The 19,676-nt window shown below is 64.9% G+C and carries 19 protein-coding genes and 1 tRNA gene; 15 read left to right on the forward strand and 5 right to left on the reverse strand.

Annotated features, from left to right (window positions below; all coding sequences use genetic code 11):
• Nucleotides 1-44: 44 nt before the first annotated feature.
• The 4 genes from KBW98_RS20910 to mscL are packed head-to-tail and all read right to left on the reverse strand — an operon-like array spanning nucleotide 45 to nucleotide 2,760.
• Nucleotides 45-419, reverse strand: coding sequence for a cupin domain-containing protein (locus KBW98_RS20910; RefSeq protein ID WP_211522100.1), 375 nt, complete (start codon nucleotides 417-419; stop codon nucleotides 45-47).
• A gap of 17 nt (nucleotides 420-436) precedes the next feature.
• Nucleotides 437-1,126: a DUF2461 domain-containing protein gene (locus KBW98_RS20915; RefSeq protein ID WP_211522101.1), complete on the reverse strand. Its 690-nt coding sequence runs from the start codon at nucleotides 1,124-1,126 to the stop codon at nucleotides 437-439.
• Nucleotides 1,127-1,146: 20 nt separating this feature from the next.
• Nucleotides 1,147-2,337 carry a Do family serine endopeptidase gene (locus KBW98_RS20920; RefSeq protein ID WP_211522102.1) on the reverse strand — a complete coding sequence of 397 codons (1,191 nt, stop codon included), beginning with the start codon at nucleotides 2,335-2,337 and terminating at the stop codon, nucleotides 1,147-1,149.
• A gap of 3 nt (nucleotides 2,338-2,340) precedes the next feature.
• Nucleotides 2,341-2,760, reverse strand: a complete 420-nt coding sequence (gene mscL, locus KBW98_RS20925) for a large conductance mechanosensitive channel protein MscL (RefSeq protein ID WP_211522103.1) — start codon at nucleotides 2,758-2,760, stop codon at nucleotides 2,341-2,343.
• A gap of 228 nt (nucleotides 2,761-2,988) precedes the next feature.
• Here mscL and petA point away from each other — a divergent pair, with 228 nt between their 5' ends.
• The 6 genes from petA to KBW98_RS20955 all read left to right on the forward strand — a co-directional run bounded on the left by petA (nucleotide 2,989) and on the right by KBW98_RS20955 (nucleotide 7,233).
• On the forward strand, nucleotides 2,989-3,603 hold the full coding sequence (gene petA / locus KBW98_RS20930) for a ubiquinol-cytochrome c reductase iron-sulfur subunit (RefSeq protein WP_211522104.1): 615 nt from the start codon (nucleotides 2,989-2,991) through the stop codon (nucleotides 3,601-3,603).
• 3 nt (nucleotides 3,604-3,606) lie between these two features.
• Nucleotides 3,607-5,010 carry a cytochrome bc complex cytochrome b subunit gene (locus tag KBW98_RS20935; RefSeq protein ID WP_211522105.1) on the forward strand — a complete coding sequence of 468 codons (1,404 nt, stop codon included), beginning with the start codon at nucleotides 3,607-3,609 and terminating at the stop codon, nucleotides 5,008-5,010.
• A gap of 27 nt (nucleotides 5,011-5,037) precedes the next feature.
• Complete coding sequence (locus KBW98_RS20940) at nucleotides 5,038-5,799, forward strand: cytochrome c1 (protein ID WP_211522106.1); 762 nt, start codon at nucleotides 5,038-5,040, stop codon at nucleotides 5,797-5,799.
• Nucleotides 5,800-5,895: 96 nt separating this feature from the next.
• Nucleotides 5,896-6,507, forward strand: a complete 612-nt coding sequence (locus KBW98_RS20945) for a glutathione S-transferase N-terminal domain-containing protein (RefSeq protein ID WP_211522107.1) — start codon at nucleotides 5,896-5,898, stop codon at nucleotides 6,505-6,507.
• A gap of 124 nt (nucleotides 6,508-6,631) precedes the next feature.
• Complete coding sequence (locus KBW98_RS20950; protein WP_211522108.1) at nucleotides 6,632-7,120, forward strand: ClpXP protease specificity-enhancing factor; 489 nt, start codon at nucleotides 6,632-6,634, stop codon at nucleotides 7,118-7,120.
• A gap of 37 nt (nucleotides 7,121-7,157) precedes the next feature.
• Nucleotides 7,158-7,233, forward strand: a tRNA-Thr gene (locus tag KBW98_RS20955).
• A gap of 66 nt (nucleotides 7,234-7,299) precedes the next feature.
• On the opposite strand, the gene KBW98_RS20960 is transcribed toward KBW98_RS20955, so the two are convergent.
• On the reverse strand, nucleotides 7,300-7,644 hold the full coding sequence (locus tag KBW98_RS20960; RefSeq protein WP_211522109.1) for a hypothetical protein: 345 nt from the start codon (nucleotides 7,642-7,644) through the stop codon (nucleotides 7,300-7,302).
• Between the two features lie 523 nt (nucleotides 7,645-8,167).
• On the opposite strand from KBW98_RS20960, the gene KBW98_RS20965 reads away from it, so the two are divergent.
• The 9 genes from KBW98_RS20965 (at nucleotide 8,168) to KBW98_RS21005 (ending at nucleotide 19,601) form a co-directional block, all read left to right on the forward strand.
• Nucleotides 8,168-9,415: an ABC transporter substrate-binding protein gene (locus tag KBW98_RS20965; RefSeq protein ID WP_211522110.1), complete on the forward strand. Its 1,248-nt coding sequence runs from the start codon at nucleotides 8,168-8,170 to the stop codon at nucleotides 9,413-9,415.
• A gap of 4 nt (nucleotides 9,416-9,419) precedes the next feature.
• On the forward strand, nucleotides 9,420-10,295 hold the full coding sequence (locus KBW98_RS20970) for a carbohydrate ABC transporter permease (protein ID WP_211522111.1): 876 nt from the start codon (nucleotides 9,420-9,422) through the stop codon (nucleotides 10,293-10,295).
• A gap of 74 nt (nucleotides 10,296-10,369) precedes the next feature.
• Nucleotides 10,370-11,188: a carbohydrate ABC transporter permease gene (locus KBW98_RS20975; protein ID WP_229429334.1), complete on the forward strand. Its 819-nt coding sequence runs from the start codon at nucleotides 10,370-10,372 to the stop codon at nucleotides 11,186-11,188.
• Between the two features lie 4 nt (nucleotides 11,189-11,192).
• A complete protein-coding gene (locus KBW98_RS20980) occupies nucleotides 11,193-12,242 on the forward strand; it encodes an ABC transporter ATP-binding protein (protein ID WP_211522112.1) in 1,050 nt (349 codons plus the stop codon).
• A 71-nt stretch (nucleotides 12,243-12,313) separates the two neighbouring features.
• The gene (locus KBW98_RS20985) at nucleotides 12,314-13,342 is read left to right on the forward strand and encodes a LacI family DNA-binding transcriptional regulator (RefSeq protein ID WP_211522113.1); all 1,029 of its coding nucleotides are present in this window, start codon (nucleotides 12,314-12,316) and stop codon (nucleotides 13,340-13,342) included.
• Nucleotides 13,343-13,451: 109 nt separating this feature from the next.
• Complete coding sequence (locus tag KBW98_RS20990) at nucleotides 13,452-14,816, forward strand: GH1 family beta-glucosidase (protein WP_211522114.1); 1,365 nt, start codon at nucleotides 13,452-13,454, stop codon at nucleotides 14,814-14,816.
• Nucleotides 14,817-14,840: 24 nt separating this feature from the next.
• Nucleotides 14,841-17,330 (forward strand): glycoside hydrolase family 3 protein, encoded by a 2,490-nt coding sequence (locus KBW98_RS20995; RefSeq protein WP_211522115.1) that lies wholly within the window; start codon nucleotides 14,841-14,843, stop codon nucleotides 17,328-17,330.
• Complete coding sequence (locus KBW98_RS21000; protein ID WP_211522116.1) at nucleotides 17,327-18,286, forward strand: glucokinase; 960 nt, start codon at nucleotides 17,327-17,329, stop codon at nucleotides 18,284-18,286. Before KBW98_RS20995 ends, KBW98_RS21000 begins: the two co-directional genes overlap by 4 nt.
• A 13-nt stretch (nucleotides 18,287-18,299) precedes the next feature.
• Entirely contained in the window at nucleotides 18,300-19,601 is a 1,302-nt protein-coding gene (locus tag KBW98_RS21005; protein WP_211522117.1) for a sugar MFS transporter, read from the forward strand.
• The last annotated feature ends 75 nt before the right edge of the window (nucleotides 19,602-19,676 follow it).

Consider the following 19,676-nt stretch of genomic DNA (forward strand, 5'->3'; position numbering starts at 1 on the left):
CGCGAAGGCGGGGACCCAAGTTTTCTCAGCGCACCAACAACCTATCAGCTCGCCGCCCCGCGCGGATCCTTGGTCGGCCCACCCGACCTGACCGGCCCCATCAAGATCGTCATCAGCGCCACCGCATCCTTCAGCGCGCGAATCGTATGCGGCTCCCCACCCGCCAGATACACCATTTCGTTCGGCTTGAGCGCCGTGGTGCGCCCGTGCGCATCGACCGCGAGCTCGCCTTCGAGGCAGAGGATGGTCACCTCCCCTTCCACGCGGTGCTCGGGGATCGGCCGTTCCTTCGGCACCACCAGGCGCATCAGTTCCATGTGCTCGGTCTTGACCAGGGCCACGGACGTGAAATGGGCGATGTCGTCGTCTCCGCGCTCCAGCGCGATACGTTCCCCCGATACTGCGTGTTGCAAGGCCATGTCGCCCTCCTTCCCTATCACTCGTCGACGTTCTCCGGCACTCCGCGCAGCCAGGTCACCAGCGCGAAGGCATCCTTGAATCCGCTTGCCAGCTGCGGCACCAGCTTGTCCGGCTCGTTCACGGCCAGGTCCACCTCGATCCACACGAAAAAGCTCTTCAGCTTGAGGTAGTCGACCAGGGGATGCTCCGGGTCGAAGCCTTTCGGCGGCCTCTGCAGTTTTCCTTCGTCGTGGCGCAGGTCGCCGTAGGTGGCGCGGAGATGCTTATTCTTCAACATTTTGGCGAAACCCGGCGCATCGTTGACCACGTGCTGGCGGATCGCCTTCAGGCGCGCCGCCGGCGGGATGTATTCGCCCGCGCCGAACAGCAGCTTGCCGTTGCGCTCGATGTGAAAGTAATAGGTCGGCCCTGCGCCGTCGCTCGGCTTGCGCTTGTTGTTGGGCGCGATGCCCGCCGCGAAGTGGGTTTTATAGGGCGTCTTGTCCTTGGCGAAGCGGGTGTCGCGCTGGAAGCGGAACACCGCCTTCTTCGGGTCGCAGGCCGCGATCGCCTTGTCGAACTTGGCCATCTCGCGGATCAGCTCGGCGACCGTGTCGACGAATTCGGTGCGCAGGATGTCGTAGCGCGGCTTGTTCCACAGGAACCAGGGACGGTTGTTGTTCTCGCTGAGTTCGTTCAGGTAGTGCGTCAGGTCACGCAGGTGCATGGAGTGTTCGAAAAAAAAGTTCAGGGGAGCTGGCGCGGGCGGCGGCCCACCGTCACGCCGAGGGTGGACTCGCGGCTCTTGCGCAGGATGGTCATCTGGGCCTTGGAACCAGGCGCCAGCTGGGCGATCAGGTTGAGCATGTCGTTGGTCGAGGCCACCGGCTTGCCGCCGACGGCCACCAGGATGTCGCCCGGCTGGATGCCGGCGCGGTCGGCCGGCCCGCCGCGCACCACGCCGGCGATGATCGCGCCGCTCGAGCGCGCCAGGCCGAAGCTGTCGGCCAGCTCGGGCGTGATGTCCTGGGACTCGATGCCGATCCAGCCGCGCACCACCTGGCCATGCTTGACGATGGAGTCGAGCACGGTCTTGGCGGTGGACACGGGTATCGCGAAGCCGATGCCGACCGAACCTCCGGTCTGGGAATAAATCGCGGAATTGATGCCCAGCAGGTGGCCATTGGTATCGACCAGGGCCCCGCCCGAGTTGCCGAAATTGATCGCGGCGTCGGTCTGGATGAAATTCTCGAAGTGGTTGATGTGCAGGTTGTTGCGGCCCAGCGCGGAAATGATGCCCAGGGTGACGGTCTGGCCCACGCCGAAGGGGTTGCCGATGGCCAGCACCACGTCGCCGACGCGCGCCTGCTCGGGGTCGCCCAGCACCATCACCGGCAGGTCGCGCGCGGCGATGCGGATCACCGCCAGGTCGGTTTCCGGATCGAGGCCGACGATGCGCGCCGCCACCTTGCGCCCGTCCGCCAGGCCGACCTCGATGGCGTCGGCGCCCTCGACCACGTGGTTGTTGGTCAGGATATAGCCGTCGGCACTGACGATCACGCCCGACCCCAGGCTGGCCAGCTGCTCTTCCGGGGGCATGCGGTCGCCGAAGAAGCGGCGGAAGAAAGGATCCTTCAGCAGCGGATGGGCCTGGCGCGTGGCCTTGCTGGTGAAGATGTTGACGACCGTGGGCATGGCGCGGGCGGCCGCCTCGCGATAGCTGCCGCCGGGCGCGCGCGGCGGCGCCTGCAGCATGGGCACCGGTTTGCCCGGGCTGCCCACGCTGACCGGCTCGGGTTTTCCTTCCAGCCAGGCCGGCCTGAAGGCCGCCACCACGAGGTAAACAGCGAGCGCGACGGTGACCGCCTGGGCGAACAGCATCCACAGGCGCTTGAGGACGCTGGGCTGCCGCACCGCCGGAAACTCGCCGTCTTTCATCGCCTAGCGCCTCAGTGAATCGCGGATCTCGCGCAGCAGCAGGATTTCCTCGGCCGTCTGGGCCGGCGTGGGCGAAGCTTCCGGAGCCGGCCCGCGCAGGCGGTTGATCATCTTGACCATCTGGAAGATGACGAATGCCAGCAGAATAAAGTTGAGCAATATAGTCAGGAAGTTACCATATGCCAACACTGCACCTGCCTTCTTGGCCTCCGCCAATGGTAAGTTATAGGCTTGGCCATTGAGCGGAAGGTAATAACTGGCGAAATCGAGGCCGCCGAACAGCTTGCCGATCGGCGGCATGATGATGTCCTGCACCAGCGAATCGACAATCTTGCCGAAGGCGCCGCCGATGATCACACCCACGGCCAGGTCGACCACGTTGCCGCGCATCGCAAATGTCTTGAACTCTTTCAGCATCGCCATTGGAACGCTCCCTATTGTTGTTGAGACAAGCGATTGCATGATACCGCAAGCGTTTGATGAACGGACGCCGCACCCTGTTGTCATAGTGCGGCTGGCACGGGCGTTTCGTGGAACTGTGTACCGTTGATAATTTTTTTCCAATCGGTATTGCCATTCACATATAATTTTGTGTTGCTGGAAGCTCTTTATTGATTCTTTAGTTTCGTATTTTCACGGAGTGGGGTTGGTATGAGTAATGAGAAGCAGGTCGATCCAGGCCGCCGAGGCTTGCTGGTCGCAACATGTGCGGCTGGCGGCGTAGTAGGTGTATCCACGGCGGGAGCCCTGGTCAGCACCTTCCAGCCATCCGAGCGCGCGAAAGCCGCAGGGGCGCCGGTGGAGGTCGATATTTCCGACGTCAAGCCGGGGGAAATGAAGGTGGTGGAATGGCGCGGCAAGCCGGTCTGGATCTTGCGCCGTACGCCGGAAATGATGGCCACCCTCACCAAGGTCGAAGGCGAACTCGCCGATCCGGCCTCCGAGAAGGTATTCCAGCTGCCGATGCCGGAATACGCCAAGAATCCGTATCGCGCGCGCGCCGAACACAAGGAAGTGCTGGTCACCGTGGGCATCTGCTCGCACCTGGGCTGTTCGCCCTCGTCGCGCCTGAGCTCGGGCCCGCAGCCGAACCTGCCGGACAACTGGCCGGGCGGCTTCCTCTGCCCTTGCCACGGTTCGACCTTCGACCTGTCGGCACGCGTGTTCCAGAACAAGCCGGCGCCGACCAACATGGACGTGCCGCCGTATATGTACCTCTCCGATAACAAGCTGATCATCGGCAAAGACGAGAAAGGCGAGGCATAAGAAATGGCATTCAAGGAGACAAAGCTTCCCGCAAGCGCACCGGCCGGCCACAAGGCCCTGGCCTGGGTGGACGACCGCTTCCCGCTCTCGAAGCTGTGGAACGACCAATGGGGCAAGTACTACGCGCCCAAGAATTTCAATACCTGGTATCTGTTCGGCTCGCTGGCCATGCTGGTGCTGGTGCTGCAGATCGTCACCGGCATCTTCCTGACCATGCACTACAAGCCCGACGCCAACCTGGCGTTCGGCTCGGTCGAATACATCATGCGTGAAGTCCCATGGGGCTGGCTGGTGCGTTACATGCACTCGACCGGCGCCTCGGCCTTCTTCATCGTGGTCTACCTGCACATGGCGCGCGCGCTGATGTACGGTTCCTACCGCAAGCCGCGCGAACTGATCTGGCTGTTCGGCTTCGCGATCTTCCTGTGCCTGATGGCGGAAGCCTTCTTCGGCTACCTGCTGCCATGGGGCCAGATGTCGTACTGGGGCGCCCAGGTGATCGTCAACCTGTTCGGCGCGATTCCCGTGATCGGCCCTGATTTGTCGCTGTGGATCCGCGGCGACTACGTGGTGTCGGACGCAACCCTGAACCGCTTCTTCGCCTTCCACGTCATCGCCCTGCCGCTGGTGCTGCTGGGCCTGGTGGCCGCCCACCTGATCGCGCTGCACGAAGTCGGCTCGAACAACCCGGACGGCATCGAAGTCAAGGAAAACCTGGGCCCGGACGGCCATCCGGTGGACAGCATCCCGTCGCATCCGTACTACACCGTCAAGGACATCTACGGCGTGGCCGTGTTCCTGCTGCTGTTCTCGGCCGTGGTGTTCTTCGCGCCTGAAATGGGCGGCTACTTCCTGGAATACAACAACTTCCTGCCGGCCGACTCGATGAAGACCCCGCCGCACATCGCGCCGACCTGGTACTTCACGCCCTTCTACTCGGTGCTGCGCGCCACGACCGCCGACTTCATCTACGTGCTGATGGCCGCGATCGCCGCCTACGTCGTGTTCGTCTGGCTGAAGTCGCGCCTGGCCTACCGCACCAAGATCGCCATCGCCGTGATCGGCCTGGCGATGATCGTCGGCATGCTGCTGCTGGAAGCGAAGTTCTGGGGCGTGGTCCTGTTCGGCACCTCGGTCGTGATCCTGGCCTTCCTGCCATGGCTCGACCACTCGCCGGCCAAGTCGCTGCGCTACCGTCCGAGCTGGCACAGCACCCTGTACGTGGTGTTCGCGATCGTCTTCGTGACCCTGGGCTACCTGGGCACCCAGCTGCCGACCCCGGCCTTCACGATCATCTCGCAAGTGTGCACCCTGGCCTACTTTGCGTTCTTCCTGCTGATGCCCTGGTGGAGCACCATGGGCGCATTCAAGCCGGTGCCTACCCGCGTGAGCTATGCGGCGCACTGATCGACATCAAGAGCACAAGGACATCACATGAAATTTGCGAAGAAACTGATGGCGGTCCTGGCCCTGGTGCCGGGACTGGTATTCGCCTCGGAAGGCGGCTTTCCGCTGGAACCGGCGCCCGAGCGCCACGAACTGACCTCGCTGCAGAACGGCGCCAAACTGTTCGTCAACTACTGCCTGAACTGCCACTCGGCGTCGGCGATGCGCTACAACCGCCTGCGCGACCTGGGCTTGAGCGAAGAGCAGATCAAGAACAACCTGCTGTTCTCGCAGGACAAGGTGGGCGGCATGATGACGACGGCCCTGCGCCCGGACGACGCGAAAGCCTGGTTCGGCGCGGTGCCGCCGGACCTGTCGGTGATCGCGCGCGCCAAGTCCTCGCCGGCCGGCACGGGCGCCGACTACCTGTACACCTACCTGCGCACCTTCTACAAGGACGACACCCGCCCAACTGGCTGGAACAACATGGTGGTGCCGAACGTGGCGATGCCGCACGTGATGTGGCAGCTCCAAGGTGTGCGCACGGCCAAGTTTGTCGAGGAAAAAGACCCGCATGATCCCAGCAAGATGATCCACAAGTTCGCCGGCTTCGAACAAGTGGCGCCGGGCAGCATGAGCAGCCGCGACTTCGACGCCGCGACCGCCGACCTGGTGGCCTACCTGAGCTGGATGGCCGAACCGGCCCAGGAACAGCGCAAGCGCCTGGGCGTGATCGTGCTGCTGTTCATGTCGGTCTTCGCTTTCCTGGCCTGGCGTTTGAAGGCATCGTACTGGAAAGAAGTGAAGTAATTCGCTTTCATTGCCCGGTTGGCTATAATACGGGCAATCATTTTTCGGGGTGAGACGCTTTGCGCTCACCCTTTGTTTCTTAAGGAACTATAAACCATGATGGTTCTCTACTCCGGCACCACGTGCCCGTTCTCCCAACGCTGCCGCCTGGTCCTGTTCGAAAAGGGCATGGACTTCGAGGTGCGCGACGTCGACCTGTTCAACAAGCCGGAAGACATCTCGACCATGAACCCCTACGGCCAGGTCCCGATCCTGGTCGAGCGCGAACTGATCCTGTACGAATCGAACATCATCAACGAGTACATCGACGAGCGCTTCCCGCATCCGCAGCTGATGCCGGCCGACCCGCTGATGCGCGCCCGCGCCCGCCTGATGCTGTTCAACTTCGAAAAAGAACTGTTCGTCCACGTGCACACCCTGGAAAGCGAGCGCAACAAGACCAACGACAAGAACCACGACAAGGCCCGTGCTGAAATCCGCGACCGCTTGACCACCCTGGCGCCGCTGTTCCTGAAGAACAAGTACATGCTGGGTGACGAGTTCTCGATGCTGGACGTCGCGATCGCTCCGCTGCTCTGGCGCCTGGACCACTACGGCATCGAGCTGTCGAAGACCGCGGCCCCGCTGATGAAATACGCCGAGCGCATCTTCTCGCGTCCGGCCTACATCGAGGCGCTGACCCCGTCCGAGAAGGTGATGCGCCGCTAATGGCGTAGCGGGAGGCCGAACGCCTCCCGCTTCCTTCGCCCGATACGCGCCGGAAACCGGACGCCCGCAGGGGAATCCGCTACACTGGACGCGTACATATCAGTACTCTTTTGATAACACAGCAATGGCAGAGATCTCCACCAAACCCTATCTGTTGCGCGCTATTTACGAATGGTGCACCGACAGCGGCTACACGCCTTACCTCGCGGTCAAGGTCGATGCCGCCACGACGGTGCCGATGGAATATGTGCGCAAGGGCGAGATCATCCTGAACATCAGCTACGGCGCCACGTCGGGGCTGAAGATGGACAACGACGCCATCCATTTCCGCGCGCGCTTCAACGGCGTCTCGCGCGAACTGTATATCCCGGTGCAGAACGTGCTGGCGATTTATGCGAACGAGAATGGCCAGGGGATGGCGTTCGAAGTGAACACGACCGCGTCCGAGGCGCCGTCATCCGCGCCTGCCGATGCTGCGTCGCCCTCCTTGTCGGCGGTGCCGAATGGCGCGGGCGAGCCTGCCGCGGCGCCGGAACCGGCGACCACCGGACCGGACGACGACAACGAGCCGCCCAAGAAAGGCGGGCGTCCGACGCTGACCCGCATCAAATAAGGGTATAATTGTTGCCCTAACGATCACACCGATCTTAGCCGACTTAGCTCATCAGGTAGAGCAGTTGATTTGTAATCATCAGGTGGCGGGTTCGAGTCCTGCAGTCGGCACCACTCCTCATAGTGTGAAATCGAGAAGCCCAACCACCGGTTGGGCTTTTGTTTTTTCAGCCCAGAATTTCACGCAACTTTCGCAGACTTGCAGCCTTTCCTGATCTGGGCCGTCTCGATCGCTTCGACCTCGCCTTTGAACTTCGCTACATCGGCCGCATGGTCACCGGTCAGCTTGCTTGCCGGGACCAAGGCCAGGAAGACCGTTGCGGCATCCATGTTGGCTTTCGAGTCCTGCATGGCGGAGACCTTCTGCAGCCCGGCACGGGCGTCGCTCAGGTAAGTCGAGAGTTGCACGCAGTCGATGCCGCTGTACTTTTCGTGTGAAACATAGGATGCGGCGATACTTTCCGGACGGCTTGCGCAAGCGGACAGAACGGCGACGGAAACTGCAGCGATAAACAGGTTTTTCATTTGACACCCCTTAGTTTTGTTGTCGAGAGACGGTCTTGAACGGTCTTCAGAGTCAAAAACGATGAAAAACCAAATGTTGGTTAGCCATGCTTTGATACGAATACCGATTCCAGACCAATGCACGTTTCCAAGGTTCCACACCCTGCGTATTTACAACCCCTCGGAAATCAGAATGCCTGTGATAGCAAAATCGATGCCACTTCGATAAGTAATTGATTTTTAATGTTTTTATCCTATTGCAACAAGGAATCTGTAAGTTATATCGACACCGAATGCATACTCAGAATTCCATAAGATAAACGTATGAAATCCTTGAATAGGCCCATGATGAAAAGGCATACCTTGCCTAACGTTGTATCCCCGCACCACAACCAAAAGTTTCCTTAAAAACAGCAAACCTGTGCCAAAATCCCTAATTGCAATATTTGTTTGACCGCTATTTGACCCAGTGCTATAGTCGGGTCAAAGCCAATGGTAACGTTTCCAACGTTTCAGAAAAACAATGGCGGAGAACGGAGACACGATGTCCACAGCACGCAATCTGGCCGCAGCCTGCGCCTGGCTGTGCGCCATCGCATCCGCGCCTGCAGTTCAAGCGGCGCAAGCCACCCCCAAGGCGGAAGTCATCCATTGGTGGACCTCGGGCGGCGAATCGGCGGCCGTGAAGCAGGTCGCCCAGGCCTACCGCAATGCGGGCGGCGTCTGGGTCGATACCGCGATCGCCGGCGGCGACCAGTCGCGCGCCGTCACCATCAACCGCATCGTCGGCGGCAATCCGCCCACCGCGGCCCAGTTCAACACCTCGAAGCAATTCCTCGACGTGATCGAGCAGGACATGCTCAACAACGTCGACAGCGTCGCCCGCGCCCACAACTGGGACCAGATCCTGCCCGCGCCCATCGTCGACGTGATCAAGGTCGGCGGCCACTATTACGCGGTGCCCCTGAACATCCACATGCAGACCTGGATCTGGTATTCGAAGGCCGCCTTCCAGAAGGCCGGCATTGCGAAGGAGCCGGCCAGCATGCCCGAATTCTTCGCCGCCCTCGACAAGCTGAAGGCGGCCGGCATCGTTCCCCTCGCCCACGGCGGCCAGTCCTGGCAGGAGACCATCCTGTTCTCGGCGGTGCTGGCCAACATGGGCGGGCGCGAGATGTATCTGAAAGTGCTGCGCGACCGCGACCAGGCGACCCTGAATTCGCCGGCCTTCCGCCAGATCCTGCAGACCTTCAAGCGCCTGAAGGCCTATGTCGATCCGAACTCCCCGGGCCGCAACTGGAACGACGCCACCGCCATGGTCATCAGCGGCAAGGCGGGCTTCCAGATCATGGGCGACTGGGCCAAGGGCGAGTTCACCAACGCCCAGCAGGTCGCGGGCCAGCATTACGGCTGCATCGCCGGCCTGGGCCCGGCCAGTCCCTACCTGATCCAGGGCGACGTGTTCGTCTTCCCGCGCACCGAGGACCCGGCGGTGGTGAAAGCCCAGAACCTGCTGGCCGGCGTGGTCGCCCAGCCGGAGCTGCAGGTCACGTTCAGTAAATTGAAGGGTTCGATCCCGGTGCGCACCGACGTCGACGTCTCCACGCTCGATATGTGCGCCCAGAAGGGCATCGAGATCATCAAGGACCGCTCGCGCCAGCTCGGCGTCAGTGAGGTGTATCTGACTCCGGACCAGAACGGCGCCCTGCAGGACATCCTGACGGCCTACTGGAACATGAACATCGCGGTGGAGAAGGTCCAGCGCAGCATCGCCAACGCTCTCAAATACTGACGCCATGCTCGCTCGCCGCCTGAACAAACTGACCCCGCACGCCGCACTGCTGCCGATGGCGCTGACGGTGCTGTTCGCCTATGTGGGCGCGGCGCTGTGGACCCTGCGCACCTCGTTCACCGCATCGCGCACCTTCCCCTCCGAGAAGTGGATCGGCCTGGCCCAGTACGTGCGCCTGTTCGACAACGAGCGCTGGCTGATCTCGATGAACAACCTCGCCGTATACGGCGTGCTGTTCGTCCTGGCCTGCATGCTCATCGGCCTCCTGCTGGCCGTCTTCATCGACCAGCACGTGCGCGGCGAAGGGGTGCTGCGCACGGTCTTCCTCTATCCTTATGCGATGTCCTTCATCGCCACCGGCCTGGTCTGGCAATGGCTGCTCACGCCCGGCAACGGCATCGAGGGCGCGATCCGTCAGCTGGGCTTCACGGACTTCCGCTTCGAGTGGATCATCGACCAGGACATGGCGGTCTACACGATCGTCATCGCCACCGTGTGGCAGGCCTCCGGCCTGGTGATGGCGCTGATGCTGGCCGGCCTGCGCGGCATCGATCCCGAAATCTGGAAGGCGGCGCGCCTGGACGGCATTCCGCCCTGGCGCGTGTACCTGTCGATCGTGCTGCCGATGCTGGGGCCGACGATCGCCACCGTGTTCCTGCTGCTGTCCACCGCTGTAGTCAAGCTCTACGACGCAGTGGTCGCCATGACCCAGGGCGGTCCGGGCATCGCCAGCGAGGTGCCGGCCAAGTTCATCATGGATCACCTGTTCCTGCGCTCGAACATCGGCCTGGCCTCGGCCGGCGCGGTGACGATGCTGATCCCGGTGCTGGCCGTGCTGGCGCCCTATGCCTATGCCCGCGCCAGGAGGCAGCACGCATGAACCACTCGAGCGCACCCGCCATGGCCGCAGCCCTGCCTTCTTCGCCCGATACGGTCCGCCCACGCCGGCGCCGCATGAACGCCGCGCGCATCGGCGTCTATGCCTTCCTGTTCGGCGCGGCGCTGTTCTTCCTGCTGCCGCTGTACGTGATGATCACCACCTCGTTCAAGACGATGGACGAGATCCGCATGGGCAGCGTGCTGGCCCTGCCGCTGCAGGCGACCCTGGACCCGTGGCGCAGCGCCTGGGACCAGGTCAGCGGCGGCTTCTGGAATTCGGTGGCAATCACCGTGCCCTCTACCTTGCTGCCGATCCTGATCGGCGCCGTCAATGGCTACGCCCTGTCGTTCTGGCGCCCGCGCTTCGCCAACCTGCTGTTCGGGGTGCTGATGGCCGGCGCCTTCATCCCGGTGCAGGTGATGATCTATCCGCTGGTGTGGATGATGGCCAAGGCCGGGCTGTTCGGCTCCCTGCCCGCCATCGTGCTGGTGCACTGCATCTTCGGCATGCCGGTGATGACCCTCCTGTTCCGCAACTACTATGCCTCGGTGCCGCACGAGCTGTTCCAGGCCGCGCGGGTCGACGGCGGCGGCTTCTGGCGCATCTTCCTGCAGGTGATGCTGCCGATGTCGCTGCCCATCATCGTGGTGGCGGCGATCATGCAGGTGACGGGCGTGTGGAACGACTACATCCTGGGCCTGGTGTTCGCGGGGCGCGACAACCTGCCGATGACGGTCCAGCTCAACAACGTGATCAACACCACCACCGGCACGCGCCTGTACAACGTGAACATGGCCGCGACCATCCTGACGGCGGCGCTGCCGCTGGCGATTTACTTCATCTCCGGACGCTGGTTCGTGCGCGGCATCGCCGCCGGCGCCGTGAAAGGCTGAACGCATGTCGAACGTCCATCTGCGCAAACTGTGCATCACCCGCGGCGGCAACGAGATCATCCGCGACCTCGACCTGCAGGTGGAGCCGGGCGAGTTCCTGGTCCTGCTCGGGCCTTCGGGCTGCGGCAAGTCGACCCTGCTGCACAGCATCGCCGGCCTGATCGACCTGTCCGGCGGCGCGATCGAGATCGGCGGGCGCGACATGAGCTACGCCGACCCGAGCGAGCGCGGGATCGGCATGGTGTTCCAGTCGTATGCGCTGTACCCGACCATGACGGTCGAGAAGAACATGTCCTTCGGCCTGCGCATCGCGGGCGCGCCCAAGGCCGAGATCCAGCGCCGCGTGGGGCGCGCCGCCGCCATGCTGCAGCTCGACGCCCTGCTCGACCGCAAGCCGGCCCAGCTCTCCGGCGGCCAGCGCCAGCGCGTGGCGATCGGGCGCGCGCTGGTGCGCGAGGCCGGCGTCTACCTGTTCGACGAACCGCTGTCGAACCTGGACGCCAAGCTGCGCACCGAGCTGCGGCGCGAACTGAAGATGCTGCACCAGACGCTGGGTTCGACCATGATCTACGTGACCCACGACCAGGCCGAGGCGATGACCCTGGCCACCCGCATCGTGGTGATGCAGGGCGGGCGCATCCAGCAGATAGGCACCCCGTGCGAGGTCTACGAGCGTCCCGCGAACCGTTTCGTGGCGGGCTTCCTGGGTTCGCCCTCGATGAACTTCATCGAGGGCGAGGTCGACATCCACGGGCGCTTCTGCGCCGGAACGCTCGTGCTTCCGCTCCTGGACACCGGCGCCCTGCCCGGCGCGGCGACCCTGGGCGCGCGTCCCGAGCACCTGCAGATCCGCGACGACGGCCCGCTCGAGGCCATGGTCACCCTGGTGGAGCCGATGGGGAACCACCAGGTGGTCTGGCTCGATTGCGGCGGGCTCGCCTTATCCAGCCTGGTGCACGAGCCGCGCTCCATGGCCGCGGGCCAGCGGGTGCGCTTCGCGATCGATGCAAGCCGGGTATCGCTGTTCGATCCGGCCAGTGGCCACAGCATGTAAAGACAAGTGCCGTGGAAACAAAGATGCAGTATGCTTCGGTGTTGTTTGAATAACTCAACAGGAAACGGTCAGTGGCGACTATCAAGGATGTAGCGCGTCTTGCAGGGGTGGGCCTCGGCACCGCCTCGCGCGTGGTCAGCGGCAAGGGCTCGGTGTCGCCGGCCACGCTGGAGCGCGTGCGCAAGGCGATCGACGAGCTGGGCTTCCGCCCGTCGCACGCCGCGCGCGCCCTGCTGTCGGGCACAAGCCGCATGATCGGCGTTTACATTCCGGCCCTGAGCGGCACCTTCTACACGCCCATCCTGCAGATCATCGATACCGAGCTGCGCGCCGCCGGCCTGCACATGGTGGTGGCCTTCGGCGTGGGCCTGGGCGATGCGCGCCGCCAGGCGGTCGAGGGCATCGAGTTCCTCATCGAGCGCGGCTGCGACGGCCTGATCATGATGACCAGCGCCCTGCTCGACGAGGACATCGCCGCCCTCGGCGTCAAGAAGCACCAGCTGGTGGCCCTGAACCACGAATTCAACAACGTTCCGGAGCAGTGCTTCACGGTCGACCACGCGCTGGGCGGACGCCTGGCCGCGCGCACCCTGCTCGACTACAAGCACCGCGACATCGCCATCATCGCCGGCCCGGCGGCGCTGGCCGACAACGTGGCCCGTATCGACGGCTTCATGGGCGAGCTGGCGAGCGAGGGCATCGATACCAGCAAGATCTGGGTGGCCGAGAGCGACTTCTCGCCCGCCGGCGGCTGGGCCGCGGCCAAGGAACTGATCGAATCCGGCACGCCGTGCAGCGCCCTGTTCTGCGCCAACGACGAGATGGCGGTGGGCGCCCTGTCCTATTTCCAGGAGGCCGGCATCAGCGTGCCGCGCGACCTGTCCGTGATCGGCTACGACGACACCGAAAGCGCGGCCTTTTCGGCGCCGCGCCTGACCTCCGTCCACATGCCCTGGCGCGAAATGACCCTGAATGGCCTGAACATGCTGCTCAACCGCTGCTACGACCTGCAGCGCCCTGTGTCGCGCACCTTCCCGGTGAGCGTGACCCTGCGCGCCTCGCTGGCCAAGGCGCCCAGCACACGGAAGAAGAAATCATGAGCGCGCCCGGGGTTGCGACCCTGCGGCCGCTTGCCGGCCATTTTTTTGTCGCCGGATTGGAAAGCTTTCCATTAGAATGTCCGAATAACGCTTTTATTGAAGTGAGACCATGACCACTGCCAACCGCCCCGAGCCTGCAGCCCCAGCGCGCAGCGATTTCGCCTCCGACTTCCTGTGGGGCTGCGCCACATCGTCCTACCAGATCGAGGGCGCCGGCGCGGTCGACGGCCGGGTTGAATCGATCTGGGACCGCTTCGCCGCCACGCCCGGCAAGGTGCGCGACGGCTCCAACGGCTCGGTCGCCTGCGACCACTACCACCGCTGGCCGGAGGACTTCGACATCGGCCGCGACATGGGCCTGAACGCCTACCGCTTCTCGATCGCCTGGCCGCGCATCTTCGGTGAAGTAGGCGGCAAGCCGAACGAGAAAGGCCTGGATTTCTATTCTCGCCTGGTGGACGGCATGCTGGAACGCGGCCTGCAGCCCTGGGCCACGCTGTATCACTGGGACCTGCCGCAGTACCTGCAGGACCGCGGCGGCTGGGCCAAGCGCGAGACGGTGGACGCCTTCCTGGAATTCGCGGATGCGATGACGCGCCGCCTGGGCGACAGGGTCAAGCACTGGATCACCCACAACGAACCCTGGTGCACGGCCATCATCGGCAACTTCGAGGGCTGGCATGCGCCGGGCAATACCGATTTTAAAACCGCGCTCCAGGTCGCGCACCACGTGCTGCTCTCGCACGGCAAGGCGGTGCCGCTGATCCGCGCCAACGTGCCGGACGCGCAAGTCGGCATCGCGCTCAGCCTGCACCCGCTGCGCGCCGCCAGCAACCAGCCCGAGGACCTGGCCGCGATGGAGCGCCACGACGGCCTGCGCTACCGCTGGTTCCTCGACCCGCTGCACGGCCGCGGCTATCCGCAGGCCATCCTGGACTATATCGGCGAAGCCGCGCCGACGGTCCTGCCGGGCGACCTGGACGCGATCGCGGTCGAGACCGACTTCCTGGGCGTGAACTACTACTTCCCCGAGACCATCGCCAACGCGCCGGGCCATGCGCCGCTGGACGCCAAAGTGCTGCCGCCGGGCGAAGTCGAGACCACCGCGATGGGCTGGGAAGTCTCGCCGCAAGGCCTGGCGGAGCTGCTGGTGCGCATCGAGCAGGACTACCACCCGGGGCCGATCTACATCACCGAGAACGGCTCCTGCTACGAGGACAGCGTGGATGCGAACGGCGAGATCGAGGATACCGGGCGCCGCCACTACCTGATGCGCCACCTGTCCACCCTGAAGTCGGCCATCGCCGACGGCGTGCCGGTGAAAGGCTACTTCGCCTGGAGCCTGCTCGACAACTTCGAATGGGCGGAAGGCTACCTGCGCCGTTTCGGCCTGACCCACATCGACTACGACACCCAGCAGCGCCGGCTGAAGAGCAGCGGCAAGTGGTACCGCTCCTTCCTGCGCCAGGAATAACCCCACACTTCGCGAGACCGACCCATGACACCCAAGCTTCGTTCCCTCGTGCTGGCCCTTGCAATCGCCCTCCCCGCGCACGCCATCCAGGCCGCCGCCCCCACGGCCGCCTGGCCGAAGATCGCCAGCGCCATCAAGCACGACGCCGCGCTCGAGAAGCGGGTCGCCGAGATCGTCGGCAAGATGACCCTGGCCCAGAAGATCGGCCAGATGACCCAGCCCGAGATCAAGGCCGCGACGCCGGCCGATGTGACGCGCTACTACCTCGGTTCGGTGCTGAACGGCGGCGGCAGCTGGCCGAACAATAACAAGCATGCGAGCGCGAAGGAGTGGCTGGCGCTGGCCCAGGCTTATCACGAGGCCTCGATGAAGACCGACATGGCGGTCAAGGTGCCGGTGATCTGGGGTACGGACGCGGTCCATGGTCACAACAACGTGCCGGGCGCCACCCTGTTCCCGCACAATATCGGCCTGGGCGCGGCGCGCAATCCCAAGCTGGTGCGCGAGATCGGCGCCGCCACCGCCAAGGCGGTGCGCGCCACCGGCATCGCCTGGGTGTTCGGCCCGACCCTGGCCGTGGTGCGCGACGACCGCTGGGGGCGCACGTATGAAAGCTATGCGGAAGACCCGGCCGTGGTGAAGAGCTATGCGGGCGAATACGTGAAGGGCATGCAGGGTGCGTTCAAGAGCGACGCCAACACGGTGGCCACCGCCAAGCACTTCATCGGCGACGGCGGAACCGAGAACGGCAAGGACCGCGGCGTGACCAAGGTCAGCGAAGCCGAGCTGCTGGGCATCCATGGCCAGGGCTACCTCAGCGCCCTGGGCGCGGGCGCCCAGACCGTGATGGCCTCGTTCAACAGCTGGACCGATACGGCAACGGGCGTCGAGCACGGCAAGCTCCATGGCAGCAAGGTGGCGCTGAACGACATCCTGAAGGACAAGATGGGTTTCGACGGCTTCGTGGTCACCGACTGGAACGGCATCGGCGAGGTGGCCGGCTGCCGCAACGACAGCTGTCCGCAGGCGATCAATGCCGGCATCGACATGATCATGGTGCCGGACGACTGGAAAGCCTTCATCGCCAACACCATCAAGCAGGTGGAAAGCGGCGAGATTCCGATGGCACGCATCGACGACGCCGTCACCCGCATCCTGCGCGTCAAGCTGCGCGCCGGCCTGTTCGGCAAGAGCCCGGCCCAGAACGCCCACGCCGGCAAGGACGAGGCGATGCAGGCGCGCGCCTTGGCGCGCCAGGCGGTGCGCGAGTCGCTGGTGCTGCTCAAGAACGAAGGCCCGGCGCTGCCGCTGGCGCGCGGCAAGAAGCTCCTCGTGGTGGGCAAGAGCGCGGACGATTTATCGAACCAGACCGGCGGCTGGTCGCTCACCTGGCAGGGCACGGCCAATACCAATGCCGACTTCAAGCACGCCGACACCATCCTGGCCGGCATCCGCGAAGCGGCCGGCGCCGCCAACGTCAGCTACAGCCTGGACGCCAAAGACGTCGATGTGACCCAATTCGACGCGGTGATCGCCGTCATCGGCGAGCGCCCGTATGCGGAAGGCGACGGCGACATCGGCCCGTCCGGCACCCTGCGCCACAGCAGCCGCTATCCGGAAGACCTGGCCGTGCTGCGCGTGGTCGCCGGCAAGGGCAAGCCGGTGATCACGGTGATGGTGTCGGGCCGCCCGCTGTACGCCAATGACTTGCTGAATCTGTCCGACACCTTCATCGCGGCCTGGCTACCGGGCTCCGAGGGCAAGGGCGTGTCCGACCTGCTGGTGGCGGGCGCCAAGACCTACGATTTCCGCGGCAAGCTGCCCTTCTCCTGGCCGAAGTCGGCCTGCCAGACCCGCCTGAACGTGGGCGACAAGGACTACGCGCCGCTGTTCGCCTACGGCTACGGCTTGAACAAGGCCAGCCGCTCGCGGCTGGGCAAGCTGGACGAGTCCATCCCGGCGGGGGGTTGCGGCGTGAGCAATACCTATCCGGTGTTCAGCCAGGCCGACCGCGCCAGCTTCCCGCTGGCGATCCGCAGCGGCCAACAGCGTACCGTGCTGGGCGCCGACCTGAACGCCAGCTTCGCGCTGCCGGGAATCACGGTCACCACCTCGCAGGTGAACACCCAGCAGGACGCCAAGCTGGTGAGCTGGACCGGCCCGGCGAGCTTCGAGGCGCGCGGCGCGCGTCCGATGGCGCTGCCGCCGGCCGCCGGCGACAAGGCGGCGCTGCGTTTCGACACCATCGTGCAGGCGGCGCCCGCCGGCAAGGTGACGATGGCGATGCAGGGCGCCACGATCGATGCGACCGCGCTGTTCAAGCGCCTGGCCGGCAAGGGCAAGCAGAGTGTCAAGATTCCGCTGGCCTGCTTCGCTGGTGTGGACCTGGCCAAGGTCGACACGCCCTTCAGCATCGCCAGCGACGCGGCCTTCGCAGCGGCCTTCACCAATATCGAGATCGCCGGCGGCGCGGCCCTGGAGGCGGACGCGGTGCGCTGCGAGGAACTGCGATGAGCGCATTGCGCCTGCTGGCCGACATCGGCGGCACCAATGCCCGCTTCGCGCTGGAATCCGGCGCCGGCCTGCTCGATGTCGAAGTGCTGGCCTGCGCGGACTACCCGACCCTGGGCGGCGCGATGCGCGCCTACCTGGACAACGCGCGCGGGCGCGGCCTGGCGGTCGACACGGTGCGCCATGCGGCGCTCGCCATCGCCAATCCGGTCGAGGGCGACGAGGTCAGGATGACCAATCACCACTGGAGCTTCTCGATCGAGGCCCTGCGCCGCGCCCAGGATCTGACGACCCTGCTGGTGGTGAACGACTTCGCCGCGCTGGCGATGTCGCTGCCGCACCTGGCGCCGGAACAGCGCCAGCGCATCGGTGGCGGCGTCGAGCTGGCGAACCGCCCGATCGGCCTGATCGGCCCGGGGACCGGCCTGGGTGTATCCGGGGTGATCCCGGCTGGCCAGCGCTGGATCCCGCTGGCCGGCGAAGGCGGCCATGTCAGTTTTTCGCCCGCCAACCGCGAGGAGGTGGCGATCCTGGAAGCCCTGTGGGACGAGTTCGGCCATGTGTCGGCCGAGCGCCTGCTGTCGGGCATGGGCCTGGAGCTGATCCACTGGGCGCGCACCGGCAAGCGCATCGCCGCGCCGGAGATCACCGGCGCCGCGCTGGACGGCCGCTCGGGCGACTGCGCTGGAACGGTCGAGACCTTCTGTGCGATACTTGGCAGTGTCGCCGGCAACGTCGCCCTCACCCTGGGCGCTACCGGCGGCATGTACATCGGCGGCGGCATCGTGCCGCGCCTCGGCAGCCTGTTTACCCAATCGGCCTTCCGCGCGCGTTTCGAAGACAAGGGACGCCTGGGATCCTACCTGGCGCGTATCCCGACCTACCTGATCACCGAGCAGTATCCCGCGCTGCGCGGCGTGTCGGCCATGCTGGCCGACCACGTCGCCAGCCTGCCATAACCACGGAGACACCATGCAGAACACCGTACCCAACCCCACCCTCTCGGCGGCGGCCGACGGGGAGCACAACCCGCACACCGGCGCGCTGGTGGTCGTCACCATCCTGTTCTTCATGTGGGGCCTGCTGACGTCGCTGAACGACGTCCTGATTCCGCACCTGAAATCGATCTATACCCTCACCTACCTGCAGGCGATGCTGGTGCAGCTGTGCTTCTTCGGCGCCTACTTCATCGTCTCGCTGCCGGCCGGCGCCCTGATCCGCCGCATCGGCTACCAGAACGGCGCCGTCACCGGCCTGATGATCGCCGCCGCCGGCTGCGCCCTGTTCTACCCGGCTTCGCAAGGCGGCTACGGCCTGTTCCTGTTCGCCTTCTTCGTGCTGGCGAGCGGCATCACCATCCTGCAGGTGGCGGCCAACCCCTATGTCACCGTGCTCGGCCCGGCGCGCACCGCGTCCAGCCGCCTGACCCTGACCCAGGCCTTCAATTCGCTCGGCACCACCGTGGCGCCGGCCCTGGGCGGCATCCTGATCCTGTCGGCCGCCACCCTCGGCGCCGACCAGCTGGCTGCCATGTCCGCCGCCGACCAGGCCGCGTACAAGGCCACCGAAGCGGCGGCCGTGCAAGGCCCCTACCTGGGCCTGGCGGCGGCGCTGGCGCTGCTGGCGGTGCTGTTCGCAGTGGCCAAGCTGCCGAAGATCAGCCATGACGACAGCACGGTCGCGACCGATGGCAAGGGCGGCGCCCTGGCCTACCGCCACCTGGTGCTGGGCGCGCTGGCGATCTTCCTCTACGTGGGCGCGGAAGTCAGCATCGGCAGCTTCCTGATCAACTTCCTGGGCGAGAGCCACATCGCGAGCCTGAGCCACGCGGACGGCGCCCAGTACGTCAGCCTGTACTGGGGCGGCGCCCTGGTCGGCCGCTTCATCGGCTTCGCCGTGATGCGCTACGTCAGCCCGGGCAAGACCCTGGCCGTGAACGCGCTGGGCGCGATCCTGCTGGTGCTGCTGGCGACCTTCGGCGAAGGCAAGCTGGCGATGTGGGCGATCCTGGCGGTGGGACTGTGCAATTCCATCATGTTCCCGACCATTTTCAGCACCGCGCTGCACGGGCTGGGCAAGTACACCGGCCAGGGGTCGGGCATCCTGTGCATGGCGATCGTGGGCGGCGCGGTGGTGCCGTTTGTCCAGGGCATGTTCGCGGACACCATCGGCCTGCAGCCGTCCTTCCTGGTGCCGGCGGTGTGCTATTTGTTCATCATGTACTTTGGTGTGAAGTATGCGAACCTGCATCGCCAGAAGGTGACGGTGGAGTGAGCGTAGGGTCGGGGGGGCGGGCCCCCCCCCCCGGGGGGGGGGGCGGGAAAAAAGCGGGGCGGGGGATAACAATGG

It is taken from the genome of Massilia sp. ST3 (assembly GCF_018119405.1).
Taxonomy (GTDB): Bacteria; Pseudomonadota; Gammaproteobacteria; order Burkholderiales; family Burkholderiaceae_D; genus Telluria.

Excerpts from the sequence above, each read along its gene's own strand:
- KBW98_RS20935 (WP_211522105.1), top strand. The coding sequence starts at position 3,607 with ATGGCATTCAAGGAGACAAAGCTTCCCGCAAGCGCACCGGCCGGCCAC.
- KBW98_RS20940 (WP_211522106.1), top strand. The coding sequence starts at position 5,038 with ATGAAATTTGCGAAGAAACTGATGGCGGTCCTGGCCCTGGTGCCGGGA.
- KBW98_RS20915 (WP_211522101.1), bottom strand. The coding sequence starts at position 1,126 with ATGCACCTGCGTGACCTGACGCACTACCTGAACGAACTCAGCGAGAAC.
- KBW98_RS20990 (WP_211522114.1), top strand. The coding sequence starts at position 13,452 with ATGACCACTGCCAACCGCCCCGAGCCTGCAGCCCCAGCGCGCAGCGAT.
- KBW98_RS20950 (WP_211522108.1), top strand. The coding sequence starts at position 6,632 with ATGGCAGAGATCTCCACCAAACCCTATCTGTTGCGCGCTATTTACGAA.
- KBW98_RS20970 (WP_211522111.1), top strand. The coding sequence starts at position 9,420 with ATGCTCGCTCGCCGCCTGAACAAACTGACCCCGCACGCCGCACTGCTG.
- KBW98_RS20980 (WP_211522112.1), top strand. The coding sequence starts at position 11,193 with ATGTCGAACGTCCATCTGCGCAAACTGTGCATCACCCGCGGCGGCAAC.
- KBW98_RS20975 (WP_229429334.1), top strand. The coding sequence starts at position 10,370 with ATGAACGCCGCGCGCATCGGCGTCTATGCCTTCCTGTTCGGCGCGGCG.
- KBW98_RS20995 (WP_211522115.1), top strand. The coding sequence starts at position 14,841 with ATGACACCCAAGCTTCGTTCCCTCGTGCTGGCCCTTGCAATCGCCCTC.
- KBW98_RS20920 (WP_211522102.1), bottom strand. The coding sequence starts at position 2,337 with ATGAAAGACGGCGAGTTTCCGGCGGTGCGGCAGCCCAGCGTCCTCAAG.
- mscL (WP_211522103.1), bottom strand. The coding sequence starts at position 2,760 with ATGGCGATGCTGAAAGAGTTCAAGACATTTGCGATGCGCGGCAACGTG.
- KBW98_RS20960 (WP_211522109.1), bottom strand. The coding sequence starts at position 7,644 with ATGAAAAACCTGTTTATCGCTGCAGTTTCCGTCGCCGTTCTGTCCGCT.
- KBW98_RS21005 (WP_211522117.1), top strand. The coding sequence starts at position 18,300 with ATGCAGAACACCGTACCCAACCCCACCCTCTCGGCGGCGGCCGACGGG.
- KBW98_RS20910 (WP_211522100.1), bottom strand. The coding sequence starts at position 419 with ATGGCCTTGCAACACGCAGTATCGGGGGAACGTATCGCGCTGGAGCGC.
- petA (WP_211522104.1), top strand. The coding sequence starts at position 2,989 with ATGAGTAATGAGAAGCAGGTCGATCCAGGCCGCCGAGGCTTGCTGGTC.
- KBW98_RS20945 (WP_211522107.1), top strand. The coding sequence starts at position 5,896 with ATGATGGTTCTCTACTCCGGCACCACGTGCCCGTTCTCCCAACGCTGC.
- KBW98_RS21000 (WP_211522116.1), top strand. The coding sequence starts at position 17,327 with ATGAGCGCATTGCGCCTGCTGGCCGACATCGGCGGCACCAATGCCCGC.
- KBW98_RS20965 (WP_211522110.1), top strand. The coding sequence starts at position 8,168 with ATGTCCACAGCACGCAATCTGGCCGCAGCCTGCGCCTGGCTGTGCGCC.